The sequence below is a fragment of the Kocuria sp. ChxB genome (assembly GCF_044359605.1).
Lineage (GTDB): Bacteria > Actinomycetota > Actinomycetes > Actinomycetales > Micrococcaceae > Kocuria > Kocuria rhizophila.
Genome location: NZ_CP121123.1, coordinates 1,932,554 through 1,958,793 on the forward strand (window position 1 = coordinate 1,932,554; position 26,240 = coordinate 1,958,793).

Genomic DNA, 26,240 nt, shown 5'->3' on the forward strand with positions numbered 1-26,240 from the left:
CAACAGAATATTGTTCCCGTAGACAACGGGAAACCAGGTTTCCCCCACCATAGGGCGGGGGTACAGGTTTCCGGTGGTTATAGCGTGGGGGAAACGCCCGGTCCCATCCCGAACCCGGTAGCTAAGACCCACAGCGCTGATGGTACTGCACTCGGTAGGGTGTGGAAGAGTAAGTCACCGCCGGAATCAACGTAGAAAAGGGTCGAGGCCCCACCAGGACCACTCACAACGAGTGGACCAGGTGGGGCCTCCCCACATTTAACACACCATTTTCGGTCTGTTCCCCCGGCAGGCCGGGCCGGCAGCGGGGCGCGTGGGGTCCATCGTCTTTCTGGGCGTGCCAGTTCGCGCGCAATGCCTCCGGGCGCGCGTCTTTTCATGTGCTTGCGCATTCCTCCGGGTAGCCTGGCGGAGTGATTACGGGTGAGTTCAAGTCCAAGATCGACCGGGTGTGGAACACGTTCTGGACGGGCGGCATCTCCAACCCGCTGGAGGTGATCGAGCAGATCACCTACCTGCTCTACATCAAGCGCCTGGACCAGGAGCAGGAGCTCATCGATCGGAAGGCGAGCCGCACGGGCCGCAGCCCGGAGGACCCCATCTTCGGGTCGGGAGACGAGCAGAAGCTGCGGTGGAGCTACCTCAAGAACCAGGACCCGGCCACGGCCTACGAGCTGATGGACCGCGGGGTGTTCCCGTTCCTGCGGCGCCTGGGCGGGGAGAGCGCCTACACGGAGCACATGCGGGACGCCCGGTTCACGATCCCCACGCCGGCGCTACTGCACAAGGTGATCGACCTGCTGGACGGCCTGGACCTCCGCCCGGACACCAACGGGGATCTCTACGAGTACCTGCTGTCCAAACTGGCATCCGCCGGTGTGAACGGGCAGTTCCGCACGCCCCGGCACATCATCGACCTCATGGTGGACCTCACCGAGCCCAACGCCGAGGACACCATCTGCGACCCCGCGTGCGGCACGGCGGGGTTCCTGGTGTCCGCGTCCGAGTACCTGCGGGAGCACGACGAGTCCCTGTTCACCGATCCCCGCAAGCGCGCCCACTACGCCTCGGGCATGTTCCACGGCTACGACTTCGACTCCACGATGCTCCGCATTGCGAGCATGAACATGCTGATGCACGGCATCTCGGCTGCGGACATCCGGTACCGGGACTCCCTGGCGGAGGTGTCCCGCTTCGAGGACAAGTACAGCCTGATCCTTGCTAACCCGCCGTTTAAAGGCTCCCTTGATTACGAGGGCACTTCACAAAGCCTGCTGAAGACGGTCAAGACCAGGAAGACCGAGTTGCTCTTCCTGGCCCTGTTCCTGGAGATGCTGGAGACCGGCGGGCGCGCTGCCGTGATCGTGCCGGACGGGGTGCTGTTCGGTTCCTCCAAGGCGCACAAGGACCTGCGCCGCATGCTCGTGGAGGAGCAGAAGCTGGACGCGGTCATCAAGCTCCCCTCGGGCGTTTTCAAGCCGTACGCGGGGGTATCCACGGCCATTCTGCTGTTCACCAAGACGGACAGCGGCGGCACGGACAACGTGTGGTTCTACGACGTGCGCGCGGACGGCTACTCCCTGGACGACAAGCGAACCCCCGTAGAGGCCAACGACCTCCCGGGCGTCCGCGAGCACTACCGCCTCTTCTCGACGGGCGACTACGCCGAGCTGGGCCGCGCGCGCACCGAACAGTCCTTCGTGGTCCCCAAGGACGAGATCGCGGAGCAGGGGTACGACCTGTCGCTGAACCGCTACAAAGAGGTGGCCTACAAGGAAGAGGAACATCGCAGTCCGCAGGAGATCCTCGACGAGATTGACCGGTTGAACGTTGAGATTGGGAAGGCGCTGAATCAGCTTAAAGGAGACCTCGCATGAACATAGCTCGGGTGGGTGACATCGCAACCCAGATCCGGGGAGTCACATTCAGTAAGGGGGACAGTAGAGACTCCCCATGCGAAGGGTATCTTCCAGTGGTTCGCGCGAACAACATTAAAGACGACGGTTTGGATTTGTCCGAGTTTGTCTACGTCCCCGTGTCGAAAATACGAGACAACCAGCGGCTGCGGAGCAATGACGTCGTTGTATCCTCCTCAAGTGGCAGCTTGTCCTCAGTGGGTAAAGCGGCCTATGTTGCGAATTCAATGGATGTTGCATGGGGTGCTTTCCTCAAGGTATTGCGTCCGGGCGGTCAGGTTGACGGAAAGTATTTCTCTCACTTTTTTCGAACCGATAGCTATCGAAGAAATGTGAGCGCCTTGGCTGCGGGCGTTAATATCAACAATTTAAAGAAGGAACACCTCGACAACCTCCAAATGCGATTGCCCCCACTGGGCGAGCAGCGTAGGATTGCGGGGATCCTGGATCAGGCTGACGCCATCCGCACGAAGCGCCGTGCCTCCCTCGCTCTCCTTGATGAACTTACTCAGTCAGTTTTTCTCGATTTATCAGTCTCCTCGGAACCGCAGAAAATGCGATTCGGCGATCTCGTCCAAAACTTCCGCAATGGTTTGTCCCCTTCGAACAGCGGTGAATTTGGGGCGCAGGTGCTGACTCTTGGTGCAATTACACATGGGAGGTTCGACCCTACATCACGACGGGCAGCGATGTTCGACCGAATACCCGAGGAGAATGTTCGTGTGCGAAAGCAAGACTTCTTGGTATGTCGGGGGAATGGAAATATCGACCTGGTGGGCCAGGGGGTGTTCCCCCAGTCGGACGACGATCAGGTCGTCTTCCCGGACACCATGATTGCCTGCCGTTTAGATGCTGACAAAATTCGTCCACCTTACTTGGCGGCACTGTGGGGTCAGCGAGTAGTCCGGCAACAGATAGAAGTGGGTGCGAGAACGACGAACGGTACTTTTAAGATTAACCAAAAAATCCTTGGGGACGTTTCTCTTCCGATCCCGCCTCTCGCCGTCCAGCAGGAGTTCGCCGCCCGCGTCGAGAAGATCAACGCGCAGCGCGCTCTCGTGGAGCGGGCGCTGGAGAAGGACGAGGAGCTGTTCGCGTCCTTGCAGTCGCGGGCGTTCTCGGGCGAACTGTAGGGTCGTTTCAAACGCATTGAGCCGGGGAGGGCGCGTGGGCAACTTCGATTTCATGAGGGCCGAGTGGCCGGAGCTCTACGAGGACTGCGCTCGCGCGGAGTCCTACGTGATGAGCGATCCGCGGTCCGCGTGCTTCTACAGCCGCCGCGCCATTGAGGTGCTCGTGGGGTTCCTGTTCGACATGGAGAACCTGCGGGAGGCCTACGCCTCGGACCTGGCGGCCCGCACGAACGACTCCGCCTTCGTGGCCGTCACGGGCCCGGCGATCCAGGCCAAGCTGAACCTGATCCGCAAGAATGGCAACACCGCCGTGCACCGGACCGGGCCGATTTCTCGGCAGCAGTCGTTGCCGGTCCTTAAGGAACTGCACCACGTGATGATCTGGGCGGCGCTGCGCTACACCCGCCACCCGGACACCGTGGACCCGCACGCGGTGTTCGACCCTCAGGTGGCCGCACAGGCCGCGCCCCTGACCCGCGAGCAGGTGGTGCAGCTTGCGCAGAAGTTCAAGGACCAGGACGCCAAGTACCAGAAGCTGCTCAAGGAGCGGGACGACCTCGCCGCGCAGCAGCAGGCCACCATCGAGGAGCTGCAGGCCGCCGTTCGCGCCGGCCGAGAAGTTCCCGTTGCGCGCGACGACCGCGACCTGAACGAGAACGAGACCCGCGCGACCAACATCGACACCCTGCTCTTCGAGGCCGGGTGGGAGCTCTCCGATCCCCGGGACCGGGAGTTCACCGTGTCCGGGATGCCCACCGCTTCCGGTACGGGCCGCGTGGACTACGTGCTGTGGGGCACTGACGGCCGCCCCCTGGCCATTGTGGAGGCCAAGGCCAGCCACGTGAGCCTGCGCGACGGCCAGCACCAGGCCAAGCTCTACGCGGACGCCCTGGAACGCGAGCACGGGCGTCGTCCGGTGATCTTCCTGTCCAACGGCTACGAGCACGAGATCTGGGACGACGCCGCCGGCTACCCGCCGCGCCGCGTCCAGGGCTTCTACACCCGGGACGAGCTGGAACTTGCCATCCAGCGGCGGGGCACCCGCGCGGCCCTGGCCCAGGCGCCGATCGACGAGAGCATCGCGGGCTTCGAGCGCCCCTACCAGACCCGAGCCATCCGCGCGGTGGACGATGCCTTCGACCGGAAGCAGCGCGCGGCCCTGCTGGTCATGGCCACGGGCTCCGGCAAGACCCGCACGGCCATTGCCCTGGTGAAGCAGCTGCAGGAGCAGAACTGGGCGAAGAACGTGCTGTTCCTCGCGGACCGCACGGCCCTGGTGCGCCAGGCCAAGCGCGCCTTCGCGGAGCTCCTCACGGACACCGCGTCCGTGAACCTGGTGGACGAACGCCACGGCACCGGGCGCGTGTACCTCTCCACGTACCCCACCATGCTGAACCTGATCCACGAGAACGAGGGCGGAGTGCGGCGCTTCGGCCCCGGGTTCTTCGACCTGGTGATCGTGGACGAGGCGCACCGCTCCGTGTACCAGAAGTACCGGGCCATCTTCGAGCACTTCGACTCCCTGCTGCTGGGCCTCACGGCCACGCCCAAGGACGACATCGACCACAACACCTACCAGCTCTTCGCCCTGGAGGACGGGGTCCCCACGGACGCGTACACCCTGGAGGAGGCCGTGGCGGACGGCAAGCTCGTGCCGCCCCGCGGCAAGGAGATCAGCACCGGGTTCATCCGCCGGGGCATGCGCTACCACGAGCGCACCGAGGAAGAACGGGAGCGCTGGGACGAGATCGACTGGGGCGAGGGCGAGATCCCGGACGAGGTCTCCTCGGAGGAGATCAACCGGGTTCTCTTCAACACGGACACCGTGGACAAGGTGCTCGCCACCGTCATGGAGTCCGGACATCGGGTGGCCAACGGGGACCGGCTGGGCAAGACCATCATCTTCGCCCGCAACCAGCGCCACGCGGAGTTCATCCAGGAGCGGTTCGACGCCCAGTACCCGGGCTACGGGGGTCGCTTCGCCAGCGTGATCACCCACGGCAGCCGCCACGCGCAGTCCCTGATCGACAACTTCAGCGACCCGGAGAAGGAACCGCACATCGCCATCTCCGTGGACATGCTGGACACCGGCGTGGACGTCCCGGACGTGGTGAACCTGGTGTTCTTCAAACCGGTGCGCTCCAAGACCAAGTTCTGGCAGATGATCGGCCGCGGCACCCGGCTGCGCCCGGACCTCTTCGGCCCGGGGCGGGACAAGGAGGACTTCCTGGTTTTCGACTGCTGCGGGAACCTGGACTTCTTCAACCAGGACCTTCCCGAACCCAAGGGCTCCGTGCCCAAGTCCCTGAGCCAGCGCATCGTGGAGCACCGCGTACGGATGATCTGCGGGATCGACTCGCAGGCCAAGCGCGACCACGCGGCCGGTGACCTGCGGCAGCTGCGGGAGGACACGGCGTCGTCGTTGCAGCGGTACGTGCTGGGCATGAACCGCGAGAACGTGCTGGTGCGCCCGCACCTGCGACTCGTGGAACGTTTTGGCCAGCCCGAGGCGTGGCAGACGCTGGACGAGTCCTCAGCCCAGGACGTCGTGGACAACCTCGCGGGGTTGCCGTCCAGCGAGCAGGACCCGGACGTGGACGCCAAGAGCTTCGACTTGCTGGTGCTGCGCTACCAGGTGGCCCTGCTGGACGGGGACGACGCCGCGGGGGAGAGCTACCGTGCCCGGATCCAGGAGATCGCGGAGCAGCTGCGCGGCAAGGACAAGATCCCGGCCGTCCAGAAGCAACTGGAGATCCTCGACGCCGCCGCCGGGGACGAGTGGTGGCAGGACGTCACCCTGCCCATGCTGGACGTGCTGCGCCAGCGTGTTCGCGGGCTGGTGGGGCTGATCGAGAAGACCCGGCGCAACCCCGTGTACACCGACTTCCAGGACACCCTGGAGGAGATCCGGGACGTGGAGCTGCAACCCCGTGCACCCGGCACGGACCTGGCCCGCTTCGAGCAGAAGGCCCGGGCGTTCCTCACCCAGCACATGGACCACGTGGCCATCGAGCGCCTGCGCCGCAACAAGCCGCTCACGGCGGCGGACCTGGCGAGCCTCGAGGAGATGATGATCGAGCACGGGGTGGGGGACCGGGACGCCCTGCGGGACGCCGCCGAGCGGAACCAGGGCATGGGCCTGCTCATCCGCAAGCTCGTGGGCATGGAACGGGTTGAGGTGTCCACGCTGTTCGCGGAGTACCTCAACGACTCCACCCACACCGTGGAGCAGATCCGGTTCATCGAACGGGTGATCGACGAGCTCACCCGCAACGGAGCCATGGAACCGGGGCGGCTCTACGAACCGCCCTTCACGGACATCGCCTGGTCCGGGCCGGAGGTCCTGTTCGAGGAGGAGGACGTGGATCGGATCATCGACCTCTCCACCCTGGTGCGCAGGCGAGCCGTCCCGGCGGAGGCACTGCCGCCCACGGGCTGACGGGTTGGCGGACCGACGGGCGCCGTGGTGTGCGGGCCGGCGGGAAGCGGACTCCACTGATTGTCACGGAGCCCCGAACATGCCGCCCCGCCCACGCTGTGCATACTGCGCGGCGCGGGCGGGGCGGGGCTGCGGCCCCGGAGCCCCCGTCTCCCGGCTCAGGCGACGCCCGATGAACTGAGGACGGGTCGCGCGCCGGCGCGGGCGGCGTCGTCGTCCTCCCGCTCGAGCTCCGTGCGCACGGACACCGCGGCGGCCACGAGGCGGTCGAGTGCTGCCTCCGTCTCGGGCCAGCCACGGGTCTTGAGCCCGCAGTCCGGGTTGACCCACACGCGCTCCGCGCCAATGGCGCGGGCGGCATGGCGCACCCTGCGAGCCACCTCCTCGAAGGAGGGCACGCGCGGGGAGTGGATGTCCCACACACCGGGTCCCACGTCCCTCGGGAAGTCCGCGGCGGCGAGACCGTCCACGATGCCCGAGCCGGAGCGGGAGGCTTCCAGCGTGGTGACGTCCGCGTCCAGACCCTCGATCGCATCCAGCACGGTCTCGAACTCGGAGTAGCAGAGGTGGGTGTGAATCTGCGTGTCCGCGGCGGCGGCGCCGGTGGCCAGTCGGAACGCGCCCACGGACCACTCCAGGTAGGCCGGACGGTCCGTCTCGCGCAGCGGCAGCAGCTCCCGCAGGGCGGGCTCGTCCACCTGCACCACGGCGGTGCCGGCGGCTTCGAGGTCGGTGATCTCGTCCCGCAGCGCCAGTGCCACCTGATCGGCCACCTCGGCCGCGGGGACGTCGTCGCGCACGAAGGACCACGCGAGAATCGTGACCGGACCCGTGAGCATGCCCTTCACCGGACGGTCGGTGAGCGACGCCGCGTAGCGCGTCCAGTCCACGGTGATGGGCACGCGCCGGGAGACGTCCCCGAACAGGATGGACGGGCGTGTGCACCGCGAGCCGTAGGACTGCACCCAGCCGTGGCGGGTGGTCGCGAAACCCTCCAGGGACTCCGCGAAGTACTGGACCATGTCGTTGCGCTCCGCTTCTCCGTGCACCAGCACGTCCAGCCCCAGCTCCTCCTGGGCGCGCACCGCGCGGGCGATCTCGGACCGGATGGCCTCCCAGTAGGCGGCGCCGTCCAGGCGACCCGCCCGGTGGGCGGCGCGGGCCGCCCGGATCTCGGCAGTCTGCGGGAAGGAGCCGATGGTCGTGGTGGGCAGCAGCGGCAGCCTCAGCCGCTCCTGCTGCGCCGCCCGGCGTTCGGCCGCTGAGGGGCGCCGTCGGTCCTCCGGGGAGACGGCCGCGGTGCGCTCGCGGATCTCGGGGCGGCGCGTCGCGGGGTGGGTGGCCCGGGCCTCGCGGATGCGGGTGTCGGTCTCCAGGGCCTCGCTGATCTCCTTCCAGCCGTGCTCGACGCCGCGCGCCAGCTCGACGACCTCGCTCACCTTCTGGTCCGCGAACGCCACCCAGCTGCGCACGTCCGGGTCCAGCCCGGTCTCCCGGGTGATGTCGTGCGGGACGTGCAGCAGCGGCGTCGCCGTGCCCACCGCCACGGGGCCGCGGGCCCCGGCACGCAACCGGTCCAGGGTGTCCGTGGCGCCCGCCAGGTTCGTGCGCCACACGGTGCGTCCGCCCACGACGCCGCCCACCACCGGCCGCTCGCCCCACGCCTCGAGCGCGGCCCGGGTGGGGACGGCCCCGCGGTCGAGGTCCACGGCGAGGGCGTCCACGCCCGTGCGGGCCAGCGCGAGGTGGGCGTCCTGCCCGGCGTCCCCGTAGCCCACGGTCACCAGCACCGAGGGGTGGTCCGACAGGGCGGTCAGCCGCGTGTACGCGGTGGTCACCGCGGAGAGGATCCGTTCGCGGGACGCACCCCAGCCGTCCGCGGCGAGGGCGGGCTCGTCCAGCTGCACCCACGGCACACCGGCCGCGTGCAGAGAGCTGAGGATCGAGACGTACTGGGCCAGGACGTCGTCGAGCCCTGCCAGGGGGTCCACCCGCGCGCCGTGGGCCGCGGGGGTCTCCGGGCGCGAGAGCAGCAGGAAGGTCACGGGACCCACCAGCACGGGGCGGGTCCGCACGCCGGTGCGCCGCAGGGTGTCCCGGTACCGGGAGACCAGGCTCTCCGGGTGCGCCCGCAGGGCGGTGCCCGGATCGAGCTCGGGGACGTAGTAGTGGTAGTTGGTGTCGAACCACTTGGTCAGCTCCAGCGGCTCCAGATCGTCCGTCCCCCGGGACAGGGCCGTGATCAGCTCGATCCCGCGCTCGGTGTCCGGCGCGGCGGGGAGGAGGCCCTCCGCCCGGAACCGGGCCGGCACGGCACCCAGGGCGAGCGCGGTGTCCAGGACGTGGTCCACGGCGAAGCCCTCGGAGGGCACGGCGGTGTCCTGCGTGAGCCCCAGTTCGCGCAGCCTGAGGGTCGTGCGCTCCCGGAGGTCGCCGAGAGTGTCCAGGACGGTCTGGGCCGGGTGCCGTGCGGGCTCCGCCCAGTAGGCCTCGAGGGCCCGCTTGAGTTCCCGGTCCGGGCCGATGCGCGGGTAGCCCAGGATCGTGGCGCTGGGCAGGGGGGTGGGATTCGTGACGGTCATGATCTCTCCTTGTAGGGGTTGGTGTGATGACGTGAAAAGGGTGTGAGGCAGCCGCGTCGCGGGTGGGCCGGCGACGGCGCTGTACGGGGTCACTGGGCGTGACGGGCGCGGCGGGCGTACCGGGGCACGTGCTCCAGCGCGCGTGGGCAGAGCCGCGCGTGCGGCTCTGCGGTGGGCGGTGCGCACGACGCCGCACGGTCAGGCCGCGGGGCTGCGGCCCCGGTACTCGCGGGCCGCATCCCGGACGCGCAGGTGCTCCAGGATGGTGAGCGCCGCGTCCGGGCGGTTGAACGTGTACAGGTGGAAGCCTGCGCAGCCCAGGTCCAGGAGGTCGTCGATCAGCGACAGCGTGGCCGCGGTGCCCCGGTGCCGCAGCTCCTCGGGGGAGCCCGAGGTGAGGAACCGGGTGAGCCGCTCGGGAACGGGCACTCCGGTGATCTCCGTCATCCGCTGCAACCGTTTCGGGTTGGTCAGGGGCATGAGACCCGCGACCACCGGGATGTGGATCCCCTCGGAGCGCGCCCGCTCCAGGAACGACGCGTAGTCCTCGGGCTCGTAGAGCACCTGCGTGATCGCGTAGTCCGCCCCGGCCTCCTGCTTCTCCCACAGGGACGCGAGATCCGCCTCGGGGTCACGCCCCCGGGCGGGGGACGGGTAGCACGCCACCGACACGGACAGCGGCCGCGTCCCGGGGCGGAACCCGTCCCCGAAACGACGCCGCTCGACGTCCCGGATGAGCCGCACCAGCTCCGAGGCCCGGCCGATCCCCCCGGGCGGGGTCCGCCACTGCCCGGCGCCCAGGGGCGGGTCCCCGCGCAGCGCGAGGAGGTCGCGGACGCCGTCGTCCAGCAGCTGCTCCACCGAACGCTCCAGCCCCGCGCGGTCGGTGCCACCGCACGTGAAGTGGGCCATCACGGGGGTCCTGGTGGTGCGGCGCAGATGGCGCAGCGCCTCGCGGGACACACCACGACCACCCGAGTGGCCGTGCGTGACGGAGAAGAAGTCGGGCCCGGCCTGGGCCATGGCGTCGATGCTGCGCCACACGGTGTCCGGGTCCGCGGTGGGGCGGGGCGGGAACACCTCGAAGGAGACGAGCGTGGAGCGCCGGGGGCGGCGCACCAGCCAGGACGTGCGCGCGGGCGGTTCGGCGCAGGACGGCTCGGACGAGTCCGGGCTGGGCGGTGGTGCGGCGGGTGCGCCCGCGCGGCAGGTGGCCGCCGTGGGAACGCCCCTGGGGTGGCTGGCACGTGCGGGATCGTGCTCGCCCGTCGAGGAGGTGGGGCTCGCGGGAGCGGCTGAGCCGGCGGGGTGGGCGCCTGACGTGGGAGCGGGCTCGTCCGTGGTGCGGGCCGCGGCCACGAGCTGCGGCCTGTCCTCGGCGCGGGCGGTCGGCGGTGTGACGGGCATATGAGAAAACCTCCGGCGGTAGGACGCCGGAGGTGGACCCCGTGCGCCGTACTTGCCAGCCACGCGGTTGCGCGGCGGCCGGATCGTCATCTGGGGCACCCCACTACAGCAGGAGGGTTGCCGCCCGGCCAGCCAGAGCTTTTCGCCGGGTCTCATGATCCTTTGGTGGGTGAGACGGTAGCACGAGGGCCCCGGGCCGTGGAAGGCGCCCGGTGCGGGCCGGTGCGGACCGGTGCGCCCCCGGGGCCGGACCCCGGGGACACACGTGTGGTCAGCGCCCGACCACGACCTCCAAGTTCTCACCGGAAGCCGGGTCGAAGAAGCACGTCTCGCGGGCGTTCGGCCGCACGTGGATCGTGGACCCCGCCTCCATCTGCAGAAACTTGTCCGCGCGGACGGTGGCGCGGTCCTTCTCCAGCCGCATGGCGCGGGCGTCCTCGGTCCCGGATTCCGGGGTGTCCGGCAGCACGCAGTGGATGAACGCCTCGGAGCCGAGCTTCTCCACCAGGTGGACCCGAAGGGGCAGCGCGGGGGTCCCCGGCGCGTCGCCCTCGCCCGTGATCTCCCACGACTCCGGACGGACACCCACGGTCACGGTGTCCCGCACGTGCGCCGAGAACTCGGCCGGCACGGGCACCCGCAGCCCGCTCGCGGCGTCGAGGACCGCGTGGCCGTCCCGGACGGGGACGTCGTGCACGATCGTCATGGCCGGCGACCCGATGAAACGGGCCACGAACACGTTCGCGGGGTGCTCGTAGAGGTGGATCGGATCGGCCACCTGCTGCAGCTGTCCGTCGCGCAGCACGGCCACGCGGTCGCCCATGGTCATGGCCTCGACCTGGTCGTGGGTCACGTAGATGGTGGTGACCCCCAGCTCCCGCTGGAGGTCCGCGATCTGGGCGCGGGTGGACACGCGCAGCGTGGCATCCAGGTTGGACAGCGGCTCGTCCATGCACCACACCTTGGGGTTGCGCACGATCGAGCGGCCCATGGCCACACGCTGCCGCTGGCCCCCGGACATGGCCGCGGGACGCTTGTCCATGAGGGGCCCGAGCTCCAGCATGGCGGCGGCGCGCTCCACCCGCTGCTCGATCTCGGCGCGGTCCAGCTTCTCGTTCTCCAGCGCGAAGGACATGTTCTGCCGCGCGGTCATGTTGGGGTACAGGGCGTAGGACTGGAACACCATGGCCACGTCCCGGTCGCGGGCCCGGGTGCCCGTGACGTCGCGGCCGTCGATGAACACGGCGCCCTCGTCCACGGGCTCGAGACCCGCGAGCATCCGCATGGCCGTGGACTTGCCGCTGCCGGAGGGACCCACCAGGACCAGGAGCTCACCGTCGCGGATGCTGAGATCGAGCTGGGACACCGCCGGGGGCTTGCCCGGGTCGAAGATGCGGGATGCGTGCTTGTACTCGACGGTGGCCATGGTGCTCCTCGGGCTCTCGGGTGGTGACGGTGGTGACGGAATCGATGCCCCGGCGTGACGGGCGGCTCGGGCTCGCCGTGGTGCTCAGTGGTGCGGGGGCCGTTCGGGGCGGGCCCCGGGTGGCGGCCCCGAGAGGAGCCGCCACCCGCGGAGGATCACAGCTTGGGCTTGATGTCCGAGTCGATGATCTTCTGGGTCTCGTCCTGCAGCTGCTGGAAGACCGTCTTGACGTCCTCGCCGCCAAAGGTGATGCGGTCCAGCGCGCCGCCGATCCGCTGACCGCCGCCGGAGACGAACACGCGGGCCGCGTCCTGCGGCTGGGTGTTCTCGTTCAGCTGCTTGATCGCGGTCATGGCGTTGGGGTTCTCGTCGAGGAACTTCTTCTCCTCGGGTTTGTCCATGGCGTCCTTGCGCACCGGCATGTAGCCGGTGGCCTGGGTGAACGTGATCGTGTTGTCGGTGTTCGTCATGAAGTCGATGAACTTGGCGGCGGTGAGCTTGCGCTCGTCGCTGATGCCGTTGGGGATCGCCAGGCCGGCGCCACCGGTGGCGCAGCCGGGCTTCGGGCCGGGCAGGTAGGTGGTGTAGAAGTCGAACGTGGCAGCCTCCTTGAGGCCACCCAGGGAGCCCGTGGACTCCAGCAGGGCGGCACCGTTGCCGATCCCGAAGTCGTTGGCGCCGTCCTGCACGATCTTGATGTGCCCCTCCGCCACGTGCTTCTTGAGGTACTCGCCGGCCTTGATGGAGTTCTCCTCGGTGAAGGTGGCGGTCCAGTCACGGGAGTAGGCACCCCCGAACGTCCAGATCATGCCCTGGAAGTACCAGTCCATGTAGTTGGCACCGTCCGGGAGGATCAGCGCGGGCTTGCCGCCGTTGGCCTTGACCAACTGGGGTGCCCACTGTGCGAACTCGTCCCACGTGCGGGGTCCGCGGTCCAGGGGCAGACCGGCCTTCTGCATCATGTCCTTGTTGAAGTACATGATGCAGGTGGAGCGGGCGTACGGCGCGCAGTAGTGCTTGTCGTTGAAGTTGTAGTCCTCGCGCAGCGTGTCCACGTAGGTGCTGGAGTCGATCCCGGCCTTCTGCCACAGGTCGTCCAGCGGGGTCACGGCCTCGTTCAGGGCGAAGTTGAACCAGTTCACGTCCGACGCCACGAACACGTCCGGGAGGTCCCCGCCCGCGAGAGCGGCGTTGACCTTCTGCGCCACCTCTTCGTAGTCGGCACCGCCGTCGATCAGCTCGGCCGGGGTGTCAGGGTTGGCCGAGTTCCACGCGTCGATGAGCTTCTGCTCCAGGCTCTTGGAGCTGGCGGGGTGGTTGGACCAGAACTGCAGGGGGCCGGAGGCCTCCTGCCCACCGGAGGAGCTTCCGCCCCCGGAGCCGGCGCAGCCGGACAGGGCCACGGTGGCGGTTCCGAGGCCCAGCAGGCCGAGGGCGTGACGACGTGAGAGTTCCATGTGTGCTTCTTCCTTCAGGAGGTGGTGGATGTGCTGGAGGGTGGTGTGTGGAGGGTCAGCCCTTGACCGCGCCCGCGGTCAGACCCTTGATCATGTGGCGCTGCAGCAGGATGAACACGATGATCATGGGGATGGTCGCGATGACCGTGCCGGCCATGACCGGGCCCCAGTTGCTCAGGCCCTCGTTGTTCTGCAGCTGGGTGAGGCCGATGGGCAGCGGGGCCACGGCGTCCGTGTCGGACATCAGGAACGGCCACAGGTACTGGTTCCACTCGGTCACCACGGTGATGAGGATGAAGGCGATCAGGGTGGGCCAGGACATGGGCAGCACCACGCGGAACAGCTTGCGCAGGAACCCCGTGCCGTCCATCTCCGCGGCCTCCATGACCTCGCGGGGCAGGCTGAGGAAGTGGTTGCGCATGAGGAACGTCCCGAAGGCCACCCCGGCCAGGGGGATGATGATGCCCTGGAACGTGTTGCGCCAGCCCAGCTCCGCCACGAGCGCGTAGTTGGAGATGATCGTGATCTGGCTCGGCACCATGAGGGACGCGATGACGAACAGGAACAGCACCTTCCGCCCAGGGAACTCGAGGAACGCGAAGGCATAGGCGGTGAGCACGCCCAGCACCACCTCGATCACGGTCAGGACCGTGGTGATGATGATCGAGTTGCGCAGGTACTGGCCGAAGTTGACCGTCTCGAACACATACCGGTAGTTCTCCGGCGCGAAGGGGTTGGGCCACCACGTGATGGGGTCGGAGTAGATGTCCGAGTGCTCCTTGAGCGACGTGATGATGATGAAGTACACCGGGACCGCCACGACCGCGAAGGCGAACGCCATGGCCAGGTAGCCGAGAATGCGGGAGATCTTCATGAGAACTGCTCACTCCGCTCTTGGAAGCGCACCTGAACGGCGGTGATCACCAGGACGATCAGGAACATGATGGTGGCGACCGCGGCTCCGTAGCCCGCCCGGTTGTTGACGAACGTCTCCTGGTAGACCTGGTAGACCATCGTGGTGGTGGACGTGCCGAAGGGCCCGCCACCGGTCATGACCTGGATGATGTCGAACACCTGGAACGAGTTCAGCAGCACGGTGATGGACAGGAAGAACGTGGTGGGTCGCAGCTGGGGCAGGGTGATGCGCCAGAAGCGGCGCCAGGCCGGTGTGCCGTCGATCTCGGCGGCCTCGTCCAGGTCGGTGCGCCGCGCCTGCAGGGCGGCCAGGTAGATCACGAAGGTGTAGCCCAGGTTCTTCCACACGTAGGTGACCGTGATCATGAACAGGGCCCAGCCCGGCTCCTGGTAGAAGTTGGGGGACTCCAGGCCCACCCGGCGCAGCAGGTCCTGCACCAGCCCGTAGCTGGGGTCGAAGACGAACTGGAACGCCACGCCCACGGCCGCACCGGAGATCACGTACGGCGCGAACACGAAGGAGCGGACGAAGCCGCGTGCCCTGAGCTTCTGGTCCAGCAGCAGCGCGAGCGCGAGCCCGAGGACCATGGACCCCACCACGGCGAACCCCGTGAACACCACGGTGTTCCAGAGGATCTGCCAGCTGACGGGGTCCTTGAACCACTCGACGTAGTTGTCCAGGCCGATGAACGTGGCCTTGGGCGAGGAGATGTTCCAGCTGTAGAAGGACAACCGGATGTTGTCGATCAGCGGCCGGTAGGTGAACACGGCCAGCAGCAGGAGGTTCGGGACGGTCAGCGCGAACGCCAGGGCTACTTGCTTGGCGTTCCAGCGGCGCCGGCGCCGAACGGTGGCAGGAGGGTGGCTGGTTGAGGGCACGGCTTCACGACCAGCGGGCAGGGATGTACTCACAGGTAATCATCGTGGAGGGTCGTTGTGACGGTCTGGCAAACAGCATCGGGGGCCATCTGTCACCCCGAGTTCGCCTGGCGGCAACCTGGCGCTGCTATCCGGCACAAGGTTCGCAGCACTGCCGCGCCGGGCCGCGCGAGCCCCCACCCGTCCTGGCCGTCGGGCACAAGTGTGCGCGCGGCCCGGCCAGGCCCGCGGGAGGGTGGGCCTGGTCCCGACGCGGTGGGCGGGACTGGTCCCAGCGGGACGGAGGCAGGTGCTAGACAGGATCCATGGCACTTCTGGAGCAGCTACCCCGGGACCTCGTGAGCGCACTGGGGGTGAGCGGTGCCCGCAGCCTGAGCGGCGGGGACAGCGCCAACGCCTTCCGGCTGGAGACCGGCGACGGTCCGGTCTTCGCCAAGACCATGCGGAATCCGGCCTCCGGGGTGCTTCCCCTGGAGGCCGCGGCCCTGGAGAAGCTGCGGGCGGTGGCACCCGAGGAGATCAGCGTTCCGGCCGTGCGCTTCGTGTCGGAGGAGGCCCTGGCGCTGGAGTGGATCGAGGAGGCGCACGGGGCTCCGGACCGGGCCACCGAACGCAGCCTCGGCATCGGGCTCGCGGCGGTCCACGCGGCTCCCGCTCCGCACGTGGGCTGGCTGGGCCCGGAGCTGCCGGAGCGCATCGGATCCGCGCCGGTGGACCTCACCCCCACGGACGACTGGGCGGACTTCCTGCTGGAGCGGCGCATCGAGCCCCTCCTGCGGCAGGCCGTGGACGCCGGGAACCTGGACCCGGCGGCGTCGGCGCTGCTGGAGGCGCTGGCTCCGCGCGCGGCCGAGCTGGCGGGTCCCCCCGAGCCCCCGAGCCTGCTGCACGGGGACCTGTGGGCCGGCAACCGCGTGGTGGACGCCTCCGGGGGCAACTGGCTGATCGACCCGTCCTCGTTCTACGGCCACCGCGAGTACGACCTCGCCATGATGCAGCTCTTCGGCGGTTTCGGCCGCGAGTGCTTCGCCGCGTACGACGACGCCCACCCCCTCGCGGACGGCTGGCAGCAACGGGTGCCGTGGTACCAGCTGCCCCCGCTGCTCATCCACGCGATCCGCTTCGGCGGCGGCTACGGGGCGTCCGTGATGAGCGCGCTGCGCCGTCTGGGGTGAGTGCCGCCTCGCGGGCGGGCCCCGTGGCGTTGGACACGGCTCCCGCCCGTACAGCATGATGCTTACTAGATTGTCTAGTTATCGGTGACGCGAGGTGGAGCATGGCGCAGAGTGCTGCGGGGTTGCTGGCCGCCGGGCCCGAGGCCCGTGCTCTGCGCCGGGTGATCACGCTCAACCACGAGATCGACCACCAGCTGCAGCGGATCATGGGCCTGAAGGAGACGGACTTCTCGGCCATGGCCCTTCTGATGCGCCGCCCCATGGGCCCCACGGAGCTGGCGCGGGCGCTGCACATCACCACGGCATCGGCCACGGCCATGGTGGACCGGCTGGTCCGGGCGGGGCACGTGGTGCGTGAACCCCATCCCGAGGACCGACGCCGCATGACAGTGCGGGCCGTTGAGCGGTCCACGGCGGAGGTGGCCGCGCAGGTCGCCCCCATGGTCGCCATGGTCGAGGAGGAGCTCGCGACCCTCGACGAGCCCGGCCGCCGCGCGGTGCTGCAGTTCCTCACGGGGACGGTCACCCGCATGGAGGACCACCTGGAGCGGCTGTGCGGGCGCCCGGCAGCGGCCGCGGAGGGTGGGTCCGTGTGTCCGGTCCACGCGGAGGAGTCCTCGTGACGGGCTCCGCGCGCGATCTTCCCGAGGTCCCCACGGGGGGCGCCCCCGTGACCGCAGGTCCCCGCACCGCCTCCGGCCACGACGCCGCATGGCTCCCTTTCCGCGCCGCCGTCCTGCGCGAGCTGGAGGACTTCTTCGCGTCGCCCGCCCACCGCGTGCCCCGCAGCCCCGGGTTCCCGCTGCTGTGGGAGCGGATCCGGGAGCAGCTGGCGGGCGGCAAGCTCATCCGCCCGCGTCTGACGCTCATCGCGTGGCGCTCCTTCGCCCGGGTTTCCGGCGGGGGCGCCGCCGCCGCGCAGGTTCCGGACGCGTACTGCGTGCGGCTGGCGGCGTCGTTCGAGATGCTGCACGCGGCGCTGCTGGTGCACGACGACGTGGTGGACCGGGACTGGCGCCGCCGGGGCCGCCCCACGGTGGGCGAGCTGTTCCGCCGGGACGCCGTGGCGGCCGGTGCGAGCGCGGAGGAGGCTGAGCACGCGGGGGAGTCCGCGGCGATCCTCGCCGGGGACCTGCTGCTCTCGGGTGCGCTGCGACTGGCCACCACGTGCACCGCCGACCCGCGGCGTTCCCGCGCCGTGGCGGACGTGGTGTTCGAGGCCGTGACCGCCTCCGCGGCCGGAGAGCTGGACGATCTGCTGCTGTCCCTGCGCCGCTACGGTGCGGGGCACCCGGGCGTGCAGGACATCCTGGACATGGAGCGTCTCAAGACCGCCACCTACTCGTTCGAGGCCCCGTTGCGTGCGGGTGCCCTGCTCGCGGGCGCGGCGGCGGAGGACGCGGAGCGGCTGGCCCGCGCGGGTGCGCTGCTGGGCGTGGGCTACCAGGTGGTCGACGACGTCCTGGGCACCTTCGGGGACCCGGAGGTCACGGGCAAGTCCGTGGACGCGGACCTGCGCTCGGGCAAGGCCACCGTGCTCACGGCCCACGGGATGCAGGTCCCGCAGGCCCGCCGGGTGCTCGAGCAGCTCGCGTCGGGCACCGCCACGGTGGAGCGTGCGCGGGAGGCGCTGGCGGCGTCGGGTGCGCGGGAGGCCGCCGTGGAGCTGGCCACCGACCTGGTGGGGCAGGCCCGCGAGCTCCTGGACGGGCTGGCCCTGCCGGAGGATGAACGCGCCCAGCTGGACAGCCTGTGCCACCACGTCCTGAACCGAGACTCGTAGTGAGGACCCCCATGACTGCTCCGGACGCGCAGGCGTTCGCGCCGCTGCGCCTGTACACCGGCACCGCCCTGACGGCCTCCGGGCGGGTGATCGGCGAGTACTCCACCTCGTTCTCCCTGGCCTGCCGCACCCTGCCGGGTCCGGTGCGCCGGGACATCGCCGGGATCTACGCGCTCGTGCGCGTGGCGGACGAGGTGGTGGACGGCACCGCCCGGGCCGCGGGCCTGGACGCCGCGCAGGTGCGCGCCGCGCTGGACGACTACGAGGCGGCCGTGGACCGGGCACTGGACACCGGGTTCGCCACGGACCTGGTGGTCCACGGCTTCGCGGACGTGGCCCGCCGCCACAGCTTCGGGCGCGAGCTGACCGCCCCGTTCTTCGCCTCGATGCGCGCGGACCTGGAGGTCGCGGAGCACGACGGCGCCTCCCTGGAGTCCTACATCTACGGTTCTGCGGAGGTGGTGGGCCTGATGTGCCTGGCCGTGTTCATGGACATGCCCGGAACCCTCGCGGACACCCCCGCCCAGCGCGAGCTGCTGACGGACTGCGCCCGTCGGCTGGGCGCGGCGTTCCAGAAGGTCAACTTCCTGCGGGACCTCGGCGCGGACCACGACCAGCTGGGGCGCACGTACTTCCCCGGTGCGGACCCCGAGCACCTCACCGAGGCGCAGAAGACCGAGCTGCTCGCGGACCTCACCGCGGACCTCGACGCCGCCGTGCCCGGCATCCTCGCCCTGGACCGGCGCGCTCGCCGCGCGGTGGCCATGGCCCACGGGCTGTTCGGGGAGCTCGCGCGCCGGATCGAGCGGGTTCCCGCGCACGAGCTGACGCGGCGCCGGATCAGCGTGCCCACCGCGGTGAAGCTGCGGATCGCCGCGCGCTCGCTCTCGGACACGGGGGTGACGGCGTGAACCGGAAAGACCACGAGCACCAGGGCGGAGCACACACGGCCATGACGAGCACGAACGAGACCACGAGCACGCGCACGGCTCACGGCGGCGGGGGTGCCCCGCGGACGGTCGTGGTCGGTGGCGGGTTCGCGGGGCTCGCCACCGCGGGACTGCTGGCCCGGGACGGGCACCGGGTGACCCTGCTGGAGCAGCGGGACACCCTGGGTGGGCGCTCCGGGCGCTGGTCCGCGGAGGGGTTCACGTTCGACACCGGCCCCAGCTGGTACCTCATGCCCGAGGTCATCGACCGGTGGTTCCGGCTCATGGGCTCGAGCGCCGCCGAGCAGATGGAGCTGCGCCGCCTGGACCCCGGCTACCGCACGTTCTTCGAGCAGCACCTGGACGAGCCGCCCACGGACGTGCGCGCCGGGCACGCGGAAGAGCTGTTCGAGCAGCTCGACCCCGGCTCCTCCGAGGCCCTGCGGGAGTACCTGGACTCGGGTGCGGAGGTGTACGAGCTGGCCAAGAAGCACTTCCTGTACACCAACTTCTCCCGCCCCGCGGACCTCGCGCGCACGGAGGTGATGCGCAACCTGCCGCGGTTGGGCGGGCTGCTGAGCTCGTCCATGAAGAGCTACGTGGCGGCCCGGTTCCGGGACCCGCGGCAGCGCCAGATCCTGGGCTACCCCGCCGTGTTCCTGGGCGCCTCCCCGGACACCGCCCCCGCGATGTACCACCTCATGAGCCACCTGGACCTCACGGACGGGGTGCAGTACCCGGTGGGCGGGTTCGCCGCGCTCGTGGACGCCATGGAACGACTCGTGCGCGCGGCCGGCGTGGAGATCGTCACCGGTGCCGCGGTCAGCGGCATCGAGGTCTCGTCCGCACGACCCTCGCCGCGGTCCCTCGCGCGTGCGGCCCGCGCACGACGCCGCTCGGCCGGCTCCGTGACCGGGGTGACCTACCGCGTGGGGGAGCCGGGCGGCGTCGGCGAGGTCAGGGTCCCCGCGGACGTGGTGATCGGTGCGGCGGACCTGCACCACCTGCAGACCCGGCTGCTGCCGGAGCGGTTCCGGGCACCGGAGTCCCGGTGGAAGCGTCGTGACCCCGGGCCCTCCGGGGTGCTCGTGTGCCTGGGCGTGCGGGGCAGGCTGCCGCAGCTCGTGCACCACAACCTGCTGTTCACCGCGGACTGGGACGACAACTTCGGGCGCATCGCGGACGGCACGCCGCTCGCGGAGCAGACCTCGATCTACGTGTCCATGACCTCGGCCACCGACCCGGGCACCGCCCCGGAGGGGGATGAGAACCTGTTCATCCTGGTGCCCTCGCCCGCCGTGCCGGAGTGGGGGCGGGGCGGGGTGCGCACCCCGGACACGGACGAGCCGGGCTCCCCGCAGGTGGAGCGGGTGGCGGACGCCGCCATCGCGCAGCTGGCGCGCTGGGCGGACATCCCGGACCTTGCCGAGCGGATCGTGGTGCGCCGCACGTACGGCCCCGAGGACTTCGAGGCGCAGTTCAACGCGTGGCGCGGCTCCATGCTGGGCCCGGGCCACACGCTGCGCCAGTCCGCGCTGTTCCGCCCCGGCGTCACGGACCCGGGGATCGCGGGTCTCTACTACGCGGGCTCGTCGGTGCGCCCGGGGATTGGCGTGCCCATGTGCCTGATCTCCTCCGAGGTGGTCCGGGACGCGGTCCGGGGACGCGGGGACCGCTGATGTACCTGGCCGTGCTGCTCGTGCTCCTGGGGTGCTTCGCGCTGATTGACCGGCGCTGGGGCTTGTTCTTCTGGTCCGGGCACCCGCTGCGCGCGTGGCTCGTGCTGCTCGCGGGGACGGTGTTCTTCCTCGCGTGGGACCTGGTGGGGATCGCCAACGGCCTGTTCTGGCACGGCGAGAACTCGCTGACGCTCGGTGTGTTCGTGGCTCCCGAGCTGCCCCTGGAGGAGGTCTTCTTCCTCGCGTTCCTGGGCTACCAGACCATGGTCTACGTGCTGGGCGCGCCCGTGCTGTGGCGCTGGCTGCGGTCCCGCGCGGCGGGGCACCCCAGCGCCGGGGACGCCGTGGCACGTGCGGCAGAGACGAGCCGCACACCACCGACGGGAGAACGCTCATGACGTACTGGGGTGTGAACGCGATCTTCCTGGGGATCGCCGTGGTGGTCCTCGCCGTGGCGGTGCTGCTGCGCCGTCCGGGACGACTGTTCTGGGGTTCGCTCGCGGGGGCCGCGGTGCTGCTCGTGGTCCTCACAGCGGTGTTCGACAACGTCATGATCGCCTCCGGGATCATGACGTACACGGAGCAGAACATCTCCGGGGTGCGGATCGGGCTCGCGCCGCTCGAGGACTTCGCCTACCCCGTGGCGGGTGTGCTGCTGCTGCCCGCGCTGTGGCTGCTGCTGGGCCGGGAACGGGCGGGGGCGGCGTCGTCCCCCGGGGCCCGAGGTGCCGAGGAGGGGAGGGGACGTGCTCACTAGGCTGTTCTGGGCCTCGCGGCCCCTGAGCTGGGTCAACACGGCCTACCCGTTCGCGGCGGCCGTGCTGCTGACCGGCGGGCTGCCGTGGTGGCTCGTGGTGCTGGGCAGCGTGTTCTTCCTGGTGCCCTACAACCTGGCGATGTACGGGATCAACGACGTCTTCGACTACGAGTCGGACCTGCGCAACCCCCGCAAGGGAGGCGTGGAGGGCGCGGTGGTGCACCGGGCGGCGCAGCGGCCCGTGCTGCTGGCGTCCTGCCTGCTGCCGGCGCCGTTCGTCCTGGTGCTCGCGGGCTGGGGCGTGGCCACGGGAAACTGGGTCTCACTCGCGGTGCTCGCGGTGTCCCTGTTCGCGGTGGTCGCCTACTCGTGGGCGGGGCTGCGGTTCAAGGAGCGCCCGTTCCTGGACGCGATGACCTCCGCCACGCACTTCGTCTCCCCGGCCGTGTTCGGGCTCACGCTCGCGGGCGCGGAGTTCACCGGCGGACTGTGGGCTCTGCTGGCCGGGTTCTTCCTGTGGGGCATGGCCTCGCAGATGTTCGGGGCGGTGCAGGACGTGGTCCCGGACCGCGAGGGCGGGCTGGGCTCCGTGGCCACCGTGCTGGGCGCCCGCCCCACGGTGTGGCTCTCCGCGGGGCTGTACGCGCTCGCCGGGATCCTGATGCTGTGCACCGAGTGGCCCGGTCAGCTGGCCGCGCTGCTCGCGGTGCCGTACCTGCTCAATGCCCTGCGCTTCCGCGGCGTCACGGACGCCGACTCCGGGCGCGCGAACGCCGGGTGGAGGACCTTCCTGTGGTTGAACTACCTCACGGGGTTCCTGGTGACCATGCTGCTGATCTGGTGGTCCCAGGTCCGCGGCTGAGAGCGGCCCGCGGCTGAGGACCGCCCGCTGGGCCGTGCAGGCCGTCAGCGCGTGCGGCGCTCCAGGCGCCGGAGCTGCTGCTCCTGGTGGTCGTGGCCGAACCACTCGTAGCCCACCACCGTGGGCAGCGTGGCGGCCGCGACTACCAGCAGGCACCAGCCCATGGGCACGCCCCACCACGCGAGCAGGGGGCCCGTGGCGGCGAGCGCGAGCGTGATCAGGATGAGCACGATGTGGCGCAGGTCCGCCTCCGGCACGAACACCGTGTACAGCCCGTAGAAGCCCAGGTAGAACACCAGCAGCGGCACCCCCACGAACAGCACGGCGAGTGCGGGGGAGGCCTCCTCCGGGTGGGCCAGTGCGGCGCCGGCCACGTGCAGACCGGCGCCCATGGCGGCGATGGCGCCCAGGATCACCAGGTGCAGGACAGTGAAGATCCCCGCCACCGACGGCCGGGCCGCGAGCGCCCTGCCGAAGTCCACACCGAAGTAGCTCCACCACACGCCGAACGTGAGACCGAGCCCGGCGGCGACCACCAGGACGGGCTGCAGCGTCCAGCCGCCCTCCTCGGGCAGGGCGGTCTGCAGCGCGGCAATGGTTCCCACGACGCTCTCGCCGAGGGTGATGATCGCGATGAGCCCGAAGCGCTCCGCGAGGTGGTGGGGGTGCCACGGGGCCTGCTGGCTGCCGCCGGGCAGCAGGTGGCCCAGGAACTCGAAACCCACGAGCACCAGGCCGGCGCCCACGAACACGGGCCACGTGGTGGGGAACACTGCGGTCAGGGTCCAGCCGATTTGAGCCACCACGGTCCAGAGGATCACCACGCCCGCGCGGTGCCGGTGCTCGGGAACCCTGAGGTAGACGCGCACCCACTGCGCCAGCAGCCCCAGGCGCATCACGATGTACCCGGCCACCATGGGTCCGTTGTGCACGTGCTCGTCGTGCAGGGACTCGAAGAACGGGGGGATCCCCAGGGCCAGGATCACCACACCGGCCATCTGCACCATGGTGGACAGCCGCTGCAGCCAGTCGTCGGTGTCGAACGCGGAGGAGAACCACGTGTTGCCCACCCACGCCCACACCACGGCGAACATGGCCACGCTGAACGCAAGCACCCCGCCCGCCACGTTGCCCGTCTCCACCTGGTGCGCGAGCGCCACACCGGCCTGGGAGAAGGCCGCCACGAACACGAGGTCGTACAGCAGCTCCAGGGGTGTTGCGGCCCGGTGGGACTCGGTGCGGTCCCGGGCAGTGATGCGTCGCAGGCCGTGGGGAGCGGGGGTGGTCCCCGCGGGGGTGTGGGTCATGGGAGCCATCGTAGGGTGCCCCGCAGGCGGGCGGGGAAGGCGGCGCAGCGGCGTCGTCGGGGCTGCGCGGCCCCGGGCCGTGCGGTGTGATGCGATGCCTCGAGGTGCGGTGCGGTGCGGTGCGGTGTCGCGCCGTGCGGTGGCGGCGTCGTGCGCGCAGAGCCCCGCCGCGCACGACGCCGCTCTCACGCGCTCGCCGGGCGGCCTCCCCTGGACGCGGGGTTCAGGACCAGTTCCGCGCGAGCAGCTCCATGGACTGCAGGACGTCCGGCTGGCGCGTGGACAGCGGGGAGACCATGAGCTCGTCCGCGTCCGCGTGGTCCGCGAAGCGGTGCAGGTAGTCCACCACGGTGTCCGGGGTGCCCACCCCCATGTAGCTGAGCATGTGCAGCACCTGGGACGCGGCGGGGGAGGCCATGACCATGTCCATCTCCTCGTCCGTGAACTCGCGTCCGCGGCCCACCATGGCCTTGACCCGGCCGCGCTGAGTGGCCTCGAGCTGGCGCGCGGCGTCCTGCGTGTCCTCGGAGACGATCACGTTCACCGCGGCGATCACGTACGGCTCCGCGAGCTGCTCGGAGGGCTGGAACTGGGAGCGGTAGGCGGCCACGGCGTCCACCAAGGCGTCCGGGGCGAAGTGCGAGGCGAACGCGTACGGCAGGCCGTAGGCCGCCGCGAGCTGGGCGCCGAACAGGGACGAGCCGAGGATGGTCAGGGGTACGTTCGTGCCCGCACCCGGCACCGCGCGCACCCCCGGGATGATGGACTCGTCCCGCAGGTAGCCCTGCAGCTCCTTGACGTCCTGCGGGAAGTTCTCCGCGGCCTCCGGGGAGCGGCGCAGCGCCCGCAGGGTGCGCGGGTCCGTGCCGGGGGCGCGTCCCAGTCCCAGGTCGATGCGTCCGGGGTGCAGCTCCGCCAGGGTGCCGAACTGCTCGGCGATCGTCAGGGGCGAGTGGTTGGGCAGCATCACGCCGCCGGAGCCCAACCGGATGCGTTCCGTGTGGGCAGCCACGTGCGCGATCAGCACGGCCGGGGCGGAGGATGCGATGGTGGGCATGTTGTGGTGCTCCGCGTACCAGACGCGGGAGTAGCCCAGCTTCTCGGCGTGCTGGGCGAGGGTCACGGAGTCCGCGAAGCTCTCCCCGAGGGACTGGTCTTTGCGCACGGTGGCGAAATCGATGACGGACAGGGGCAGGGCCATGCCGAATCCTTTCCAGACGAAAACTTGCTGTGGAAATAACGGGGTGGGCGGGCGTGGTATTCCGCAGGGCCGGGGCGGCTGGGTGCGGCCCGTGCAGTGGCGCCGCTGCGCCGCACCGTGGCGGCGCCGAGCGGCTGCAGTGCCTACGAACCGCCGCGCCGTCCCCGCCGTGCCGCCGATTGGCCGCGTGGTCCAGCCGTGCTCTCGAGCGCCCCGCGCTCGTCAGCGGTGATCTTCCCGGCAGGTCGTCGGGGAGTTCGGGTGTGGGTGTCGGAGCGCGGCTCTACGCTCGGGCCATGTCCGACTACGAGGTCGCGGAGCTCTTCACCGTCCCACGCTCACGCCGAGTGCTGGCACCCGGTGCGGTGCACCTGCCCAACTGGCTGGACCACGGGCAGCAGCAGGAGCTGGTGACGGTCTGCCGGGAGTGGGTACGAGCCGCTCCCATGAAGCACCAGGTCATGCCCGGTGGGGGCCGGATGTCCGTGCAGTCGGTCATGCTGGGCACGCGTGAGCCTTACCGCTACGGCGCTGCCGCGGGCCCGCGCCTGCCCGAGCTGCCGGAGTGGCTCATGGCGCTCGGCACGCGCGCGGTGGCGGAGGCCTATGCGCCGGGCACGGACGACGACGCCGCGGGGCCGGGTCGAGGCGCTCGGTCGGGTGGCCCGGCAGATCCGGGCACCGCTGCGGAGAGGGGCGCGACGGCGAGACCAGAGACCCCTGCGGCGCAGGATGCCGCTGCGCAACAGGGCGGACTCAGAGTGCCGAACGGCGCGGCGGGACAAGGCACCGCCGCGCGACCGGGCGGACTCAGGGGGCCGAACGGCACGGCTCCCGTGGACCGGGTGGCCGAGTCCACCCCGGACCCCGTGGCCTTCGACGGCATCGAACGGGTGGTGCGCGAGCACCGCCCGGACTCCGCGCTGGTCAACTTCTACGACGACGACGCCCACATGGGCATGCACCAGGACAAGGACGAGTTCTCTGCGGCGCCCATCGTCTCCCTCTCGCTCGGGGACACGTGCGTGTTCCGCTTCGGCAACACCGAGACCCGCACGGCGCCGTACCAGGACGTGGAGCTGCGGTCCGGGGACCTCTTCGTGTTCGGCGGACCGTCTCGTTACGCGTTCCACGGCGTGCCCAGGGTGCTGCCGGGCACAGGTGGGCGACAGCTGGGGCTCAAGAACGGCGGGCGGCTGAACATCACGCTGCGCATGACGGGTGGCCGCGGCGGCAGGTGACGGGACGCGGGCGCCGTCGTCGGGGAGACCGAGGGCTGGCGCAGGACGGTCGGCTGCGCGCGGACGTGACGAGCTCGACGCGGGATGGCGCGCGCGGTTGCCGGTCCCCGGCGTGGACCGGGCCGGGCGGCGTCGTGTGTGGCGGTGACACA

The 26,240-nt window shown here is 70.2% G+C and carries 20 protein-coding genes, 1 rRNA gene and 1 riboswitch; of the genes, 13 read left to right on the forward strand and 8 right to left on the reverse strand.

Annotation, left to right across the window (positions count from 1 at the left end; translation table 11 throughout):
* Positions 1 to 69 precede the first annotated feature (69 nt).
* The 4 genes from rrf (at position 70) to P8S73_RS08600 (ending at position 6,488) form a co-directional block, all read left to right on the forward strand.
* Positions 70 to 186: ribosomal RNA gene (gene rrf / locus P8S73_RS08585) — 5S ribosomal RNA — on the forward strand.
* A 227-nt stretch (positions 187 to 413) separates the two neighbouring features.
* Entirely contained in the window at positions 414 to 1,877 is a 1,464-nt protein-coding gene (locus P8S73_RS08590; protein WP_135010913.1) for a class I SAM-dependent DNA methyltransferase, read from the forward strand.
* Positions 1,874 to 3,049 carry a restriction endonuclease subunit S gene (locus P8S73_RS08595; RefSeq protein ID WP_135010914.1) on the forward strand — a complete coding sequence of 392 codons (1,176 nt, stop codon included), beginning with the start codon at positions 1,874 to 1,876 and terminating at the stop codon, positions 3,047 to 3,049. The genes P8S73_RS08590 and P8S73_RS08595 overlap by 4 nt, the downstream gene beginning before the upstream one ends.
* A gap of 34 nt (positions 3,050 to 3,083) precedes the next feature.
* Positions 3,084 to 6,488 (forward strand): DEAD/DEAH box helicase family protein, encoded by a 3,405-nt coding sequence (locus tag P8S73_RS08600; protein WP_135010915.1) that lies wholly within the window; start codon positions 3,084 to 3,086, stop codon positions 6,486 to 6,488.
* A 158-nt stretch (positions 6,489 to 6,646) separates the two neighbouring features.
* Here P8S73_RS08600 and metE read toward each other — a convergent pair whose 3' ends face one another.
* The 6 genes from metE to P8S73_RS08630 form a co-directional block, all read right to left on the reverse strand.
* Positions 6,647 to 9,070, reverse strand: a complete 2,424-nt coding sequence (gene metE / locus P8S73_RS08605) for a 5-methyltetrahydropteroyltriglutamate--homocysteine S-methyltransferase (protein WP_135010916.1) — start codon at positions 9,068 to 9,070, stop codon at positions 6,647 to 6,649.
* Positions 9,071 to 9,268: 198 nt separating this feature from the next.
* Positions 9,269 to 10,477 (reverse strand): methylenetetrahydrofolate reductase, encoded by a 1,209-nt coding sequence (locus P8S73_RS08610; RefSeq protein ID WP_135010917.1) that lies wholly within the window; start codon positions 10,475 to 10,477, stop codon positions 9,269 to 9,271.
* Positions 10,478 to 10,520: 43 nt separating this feature from the next.
* A riboswitch (SAM riboswitch) is annotated at positions 10,521 to 10,637 on the reverse strand.
* A 111-nt stretch (positions 10,638 to 10,748) separates the two neighbouring features.
* A complete protein-coding gene (locus P8S73_RS08615; protein WP_047979311.1) occupies positions 10,749 to 11,903 on the reverse strand; it encodes an ABC transporter ATP-binding protein in 1,155 nt (384 codons plus the stop codon).
* 155 nt (positions 11,904 to 12,058) lie between these two features.
* Positions 12,059 to 13,360: an ABC transporter substrate-binding protein gene (locus P8S73_RS08620; protein ID WP_047979312.1), complete on the reverse strand. Its 1,302-nt coding sequence runs from the start codon at positions 13,358 to 13,360 to the stop codon at positions 12,059 to 12,061.
* Positions 13,361 to 13,415: 55 nt separating this feature from the next.
* On the reverse strand, positions 13,416 to 14,234 hold the full coding sequence (locus P8S73_RS08625) for a carbohydrate ABC transporter permease (protein WP_047979313.1): 819 nt from the start codon (positions 14,232 to 14,234) through the stop codon (positions 13,416 to 13,418).
* Positions 14,231 to 15,187, reverse strand: coding sequence for a carbohydrate ABC transporter permease (locus P8S73_RS08630; protein WP_235005149.1), 957 nt, complete (start codon positions 15,185 to 15,187; stop codon positions 14,231 to 14,233). Before P8S73_RS08630 ends, P8S73_RS08625 begins: the two co-directional genes overlap by 4 nt.
* Positions 15,188 to 15,459: 272 nt before the next feature.
* Here P8S73_RS08630 and P8S73_RS08635 point away from each other — a divergent pair, with 272 nt between their 5' ends.
* The 8 genes from P8S73_RS08635 (at position 15,460) to P8S73_RS08670 (ending at position 22,339) form a co-directional block, all read left to right on the forward strand.
* Positions 15,460 to 16,329, forward strand: coding sequence for a fructosamine kinase family protein (locus tag P8S73_RS08635; protein ID WP_047979195.1), 870 nt, complete (start codon positions 15,460 to 15,462; stop codon positions 16,327 to 16,329).
* 101 nt (positions 16,330 to 16,430) lie between these two features.
* A complete protein-coding gene (locus tag P8S73_RS08640; protein WP_047979194.1) occupies positions 16,431 to 16,952 on the forward strand; it encodes a MarR family winged helix-turn-helix transcriptional regulator in 522 nt (173 codons plus the stop codon).
* Complete coding sequence (locus P8S73_RS08645; protein WP_047979193.1) at positions 16,949 to 18,112, forward strand: polyprenyl synthetase family protein; 1,164 nt, start codon at positions 16,949 to 16,951, stop codon at positions 18,110 to 18,112. The genes P8S73_RS08640 and P8S73_RS08645 overlap by 4 nt, the downstream gene beginning before the upstream one ends.
* A gap of 11 nt (positions 18,113 to 18,123) precedes the next feature.
* Positions 18,124 to 19,023: a squalene/phytoene synthase family protein gene (locus P8S73_RS08650; RefSeq protein ID WP_039101331.1), complete on the forward strand. Its 900-nt coding sequence runs from the start codon at positions 18,124 to 18,126 to the stop codon at positions 19,021 to 19,023.
* 41 nt (positions 19,024 to 19,064) lie between these two features.
* Positions 19,065 to 20,720, forward strand: coding sequence for a phytoene desaturase family protein (crtI, locus tag P8S73_RS08655; RefSeq protein ID WP_135010918.1), 1,656 nt, complete (start codon positions 19,065 to 19,067; stop codon positions 20,718 to 20,720).
* Positions 20,720 to 21,118, forward strand: a complete 399-nt coding sequence (locus tag P8S73_RS08660) for a lycopene cyclase domain-containing protein (RefSeq protein ID WP_019311294.1) — start codon at positions 20,720 to 20,722, stop codon at positions 21,116 to 21,118. Before crtI ends, P8S73_RS08660 begins: the two co-directional genes overlap by 1 nt.
* Entirely contained in the window at positions 21,115 to 21,477 is a 363-nt protein-coding gene (locus P8S73_RS08665) for a lycopene cyclase domain-containing protein (protein WP_019311295.1), read from the forward strand. The genes P8S73_RS08660 and P8S73_RS08665 overlap by 4 nt, the downstream gene beginning before the upstream one ends.
* Positions 21,467 to 22,339 carry a prenyltransferase gene (locus tag P8S73_RS08670; protein ID WP_047979192.1) on the forward strand — a complete coding sequence of 291 codons (873 nt, stop codon included), beginning with the start codon at positions 21,467 to 21,469 and terminating at the stop codon, positions 22,337 to 22,339. The genes P8S73_RS08665 and P8S73_RS08670 overlap by 11 nt, the downstream gene beginning before the upstream one ends.
* Positions 22,340 to 22,383: 44 nt before the next feature.
* Here the strand turns inward: P8S73_RS08670 and P8S73_RS08675 are convergent, their stop codons facing one another.
* Positions 22,384 to 23,646, reverse strand: coding sequence for a low temperature requirement protein A (locus tag P8S73_RS08675; RefSeq protein ID WP_047979191.1), 1,263 nt, complete (start codon positions 23,644 to 23,646; stop codon positions 22,384 to 22,386).
* Positions 23,647 to 23,869: 223 nt separating this feature from the next.
* Positions 23,870 to 24,847 carry an LLM class flavin-dependent oxidoreductase gene (locus P8S73_RS08680; protein WP_039101333.1) on the reverse strand — a complete coding sequence of 326 codons (978 nt, stop codon included), beginning with the start codon at positions 24,845 to 24,847 and terminating at the stop codon, positions 23,870 to 23,872.
* A gap of 296 nt (positions 24,848 to 25,143) precedes the next feature.
* Between P8S73_RS08680 and P8S73_RS08685 the strand changes: the two genes are divergently transcribed.
* Positions 25,144 to 26,088: an alpha-ketoglutarate-dependent dioxygenase AlkB gene (locus tag P8S73_RS08685; RefSeq protein WP_039101389.1), complete on the forward strand. Its 945-nt coding sequence runs from the start codon at positions 25,144 to 25,146 to the stop codon at positions 26,086 to 26,088.
* Positions 26,089 to 26,240 lie beyond the last annotated feature (152 nt).

What these genes read in the sequence shown, in the direction of transcription:
- P8S73_RS08675 (WP_047979191.1), bottom strand. Translation starts at nt 23,646, where the DNA reads ATGACCCACACCCCCGCGGGGACCACCCCCGCTCCCCACGGCCTGCGA.
- P8S73_RS08620 (WP_047979312.1), bottom strand. Translation starts at nt 13,360, where the DNA reads ATGGAACTCTCACGTCGTCACGCCCTCGGCCTGCTGGGCCTCGGAACC.
- P8S73_RS08640 (WP_047979194.1), top strand. Translation starts at nt 16,431, where the DNA reads ATGGCGCAGAGTGCTGCGGGGTTGCTGGCCGCCGGGCCCGAGGCCCGT.
- P8S73_RS08615 (WP_047979311.1), bottom strand. Translation starts at nt 11,903, where the DNA reads ATGGCCACCGTCGAGTACAAGCACGCATCCCGCATCTTCGACCCGGGC.
- P8S73_RS08680 (WP_039101333.1), bottom strand. Translation starts at nt 24,847, where the DNA reads ATGGCCCTGCCCCTGTCCGTCATCGATTTCGCCACCGTGCGCAAAGAC.
- P8S73_RS08665 (WP_019311295.1), top strand. Translation starts at nt 21,115, where the DNA reads ATGACGTACTGGGGTGTGAACGCGATCTTCCTGGGGATCGCCGTGGTG.
- metE (WP_135010916.1), bottom strand. Translation starts at nt 9,070, where the DNA reads ATGACCGTCACGAATCCCACCCCCCTGCCCAGCGCCACGATCCTGGGC.
- P8S73_RS08625 (WP_047979313.1), bottom strand. Translation starts at nt 14,234, where the DNA reads ATGAAGATCTCCCGCATTCTCGGCTACCTGGCCATGGCGTTCGCCTTC.
- P8S73_RS08660 (WP_019311294.1), top strand. Translation starts at nt 20,720, where the DNA reads ATGTACCTGGCCGTGCTGCTCGTGCTCCTGGGGTGCTTCGCGCTGATT.
- crtI (WP_135010918.1), top strand. Translation starts at nt 19,065, where the DNA reads ATGACGAGCACGAACGAGACCACGAGCACGCGCACGGCTCACGGCGGC.
- P8S73_RS08595 (WP_135010914.1), top strand. Translation starts at nt 1,874, where the DNA reads ATGAACATAGCTCGGGTGGGTGACATCGCAACCCAGATCCGGGGAGTC.
- P8S73_RS08685 (WP_039101389.1), top strand. Translation starts at nt 25,144, where the DNA reads ATGTCCGACTACGAGGTCGCGGAGCTCTTCACCGTCCCACGCTCACGC.
- P8S73_RS08635 (WP_047979195.1), top strand. Translation starts at nt 15,460, where the DNA reads ATGGCACTTCTGGAGCAGCTACCCCGGGACCTCGTGAGCGCACTGGGG.
- P8S73_RS08650 (WP_039101331.1), top strand. Translation starts at nt 18,124, where the DNA reads ATGACTGCTCCGGACGCGCAGGCGTTCGCGCCGCTGCGCCTGTACACC.
- P8S73_RS08610 (WP_135010917.1), bottom strand. Translation starts at nt 10,477, where the DNA reads ATGCCCGTCACACCGCCGACCGCCCGCGCCGAGGACAGGCCGCAGCTC.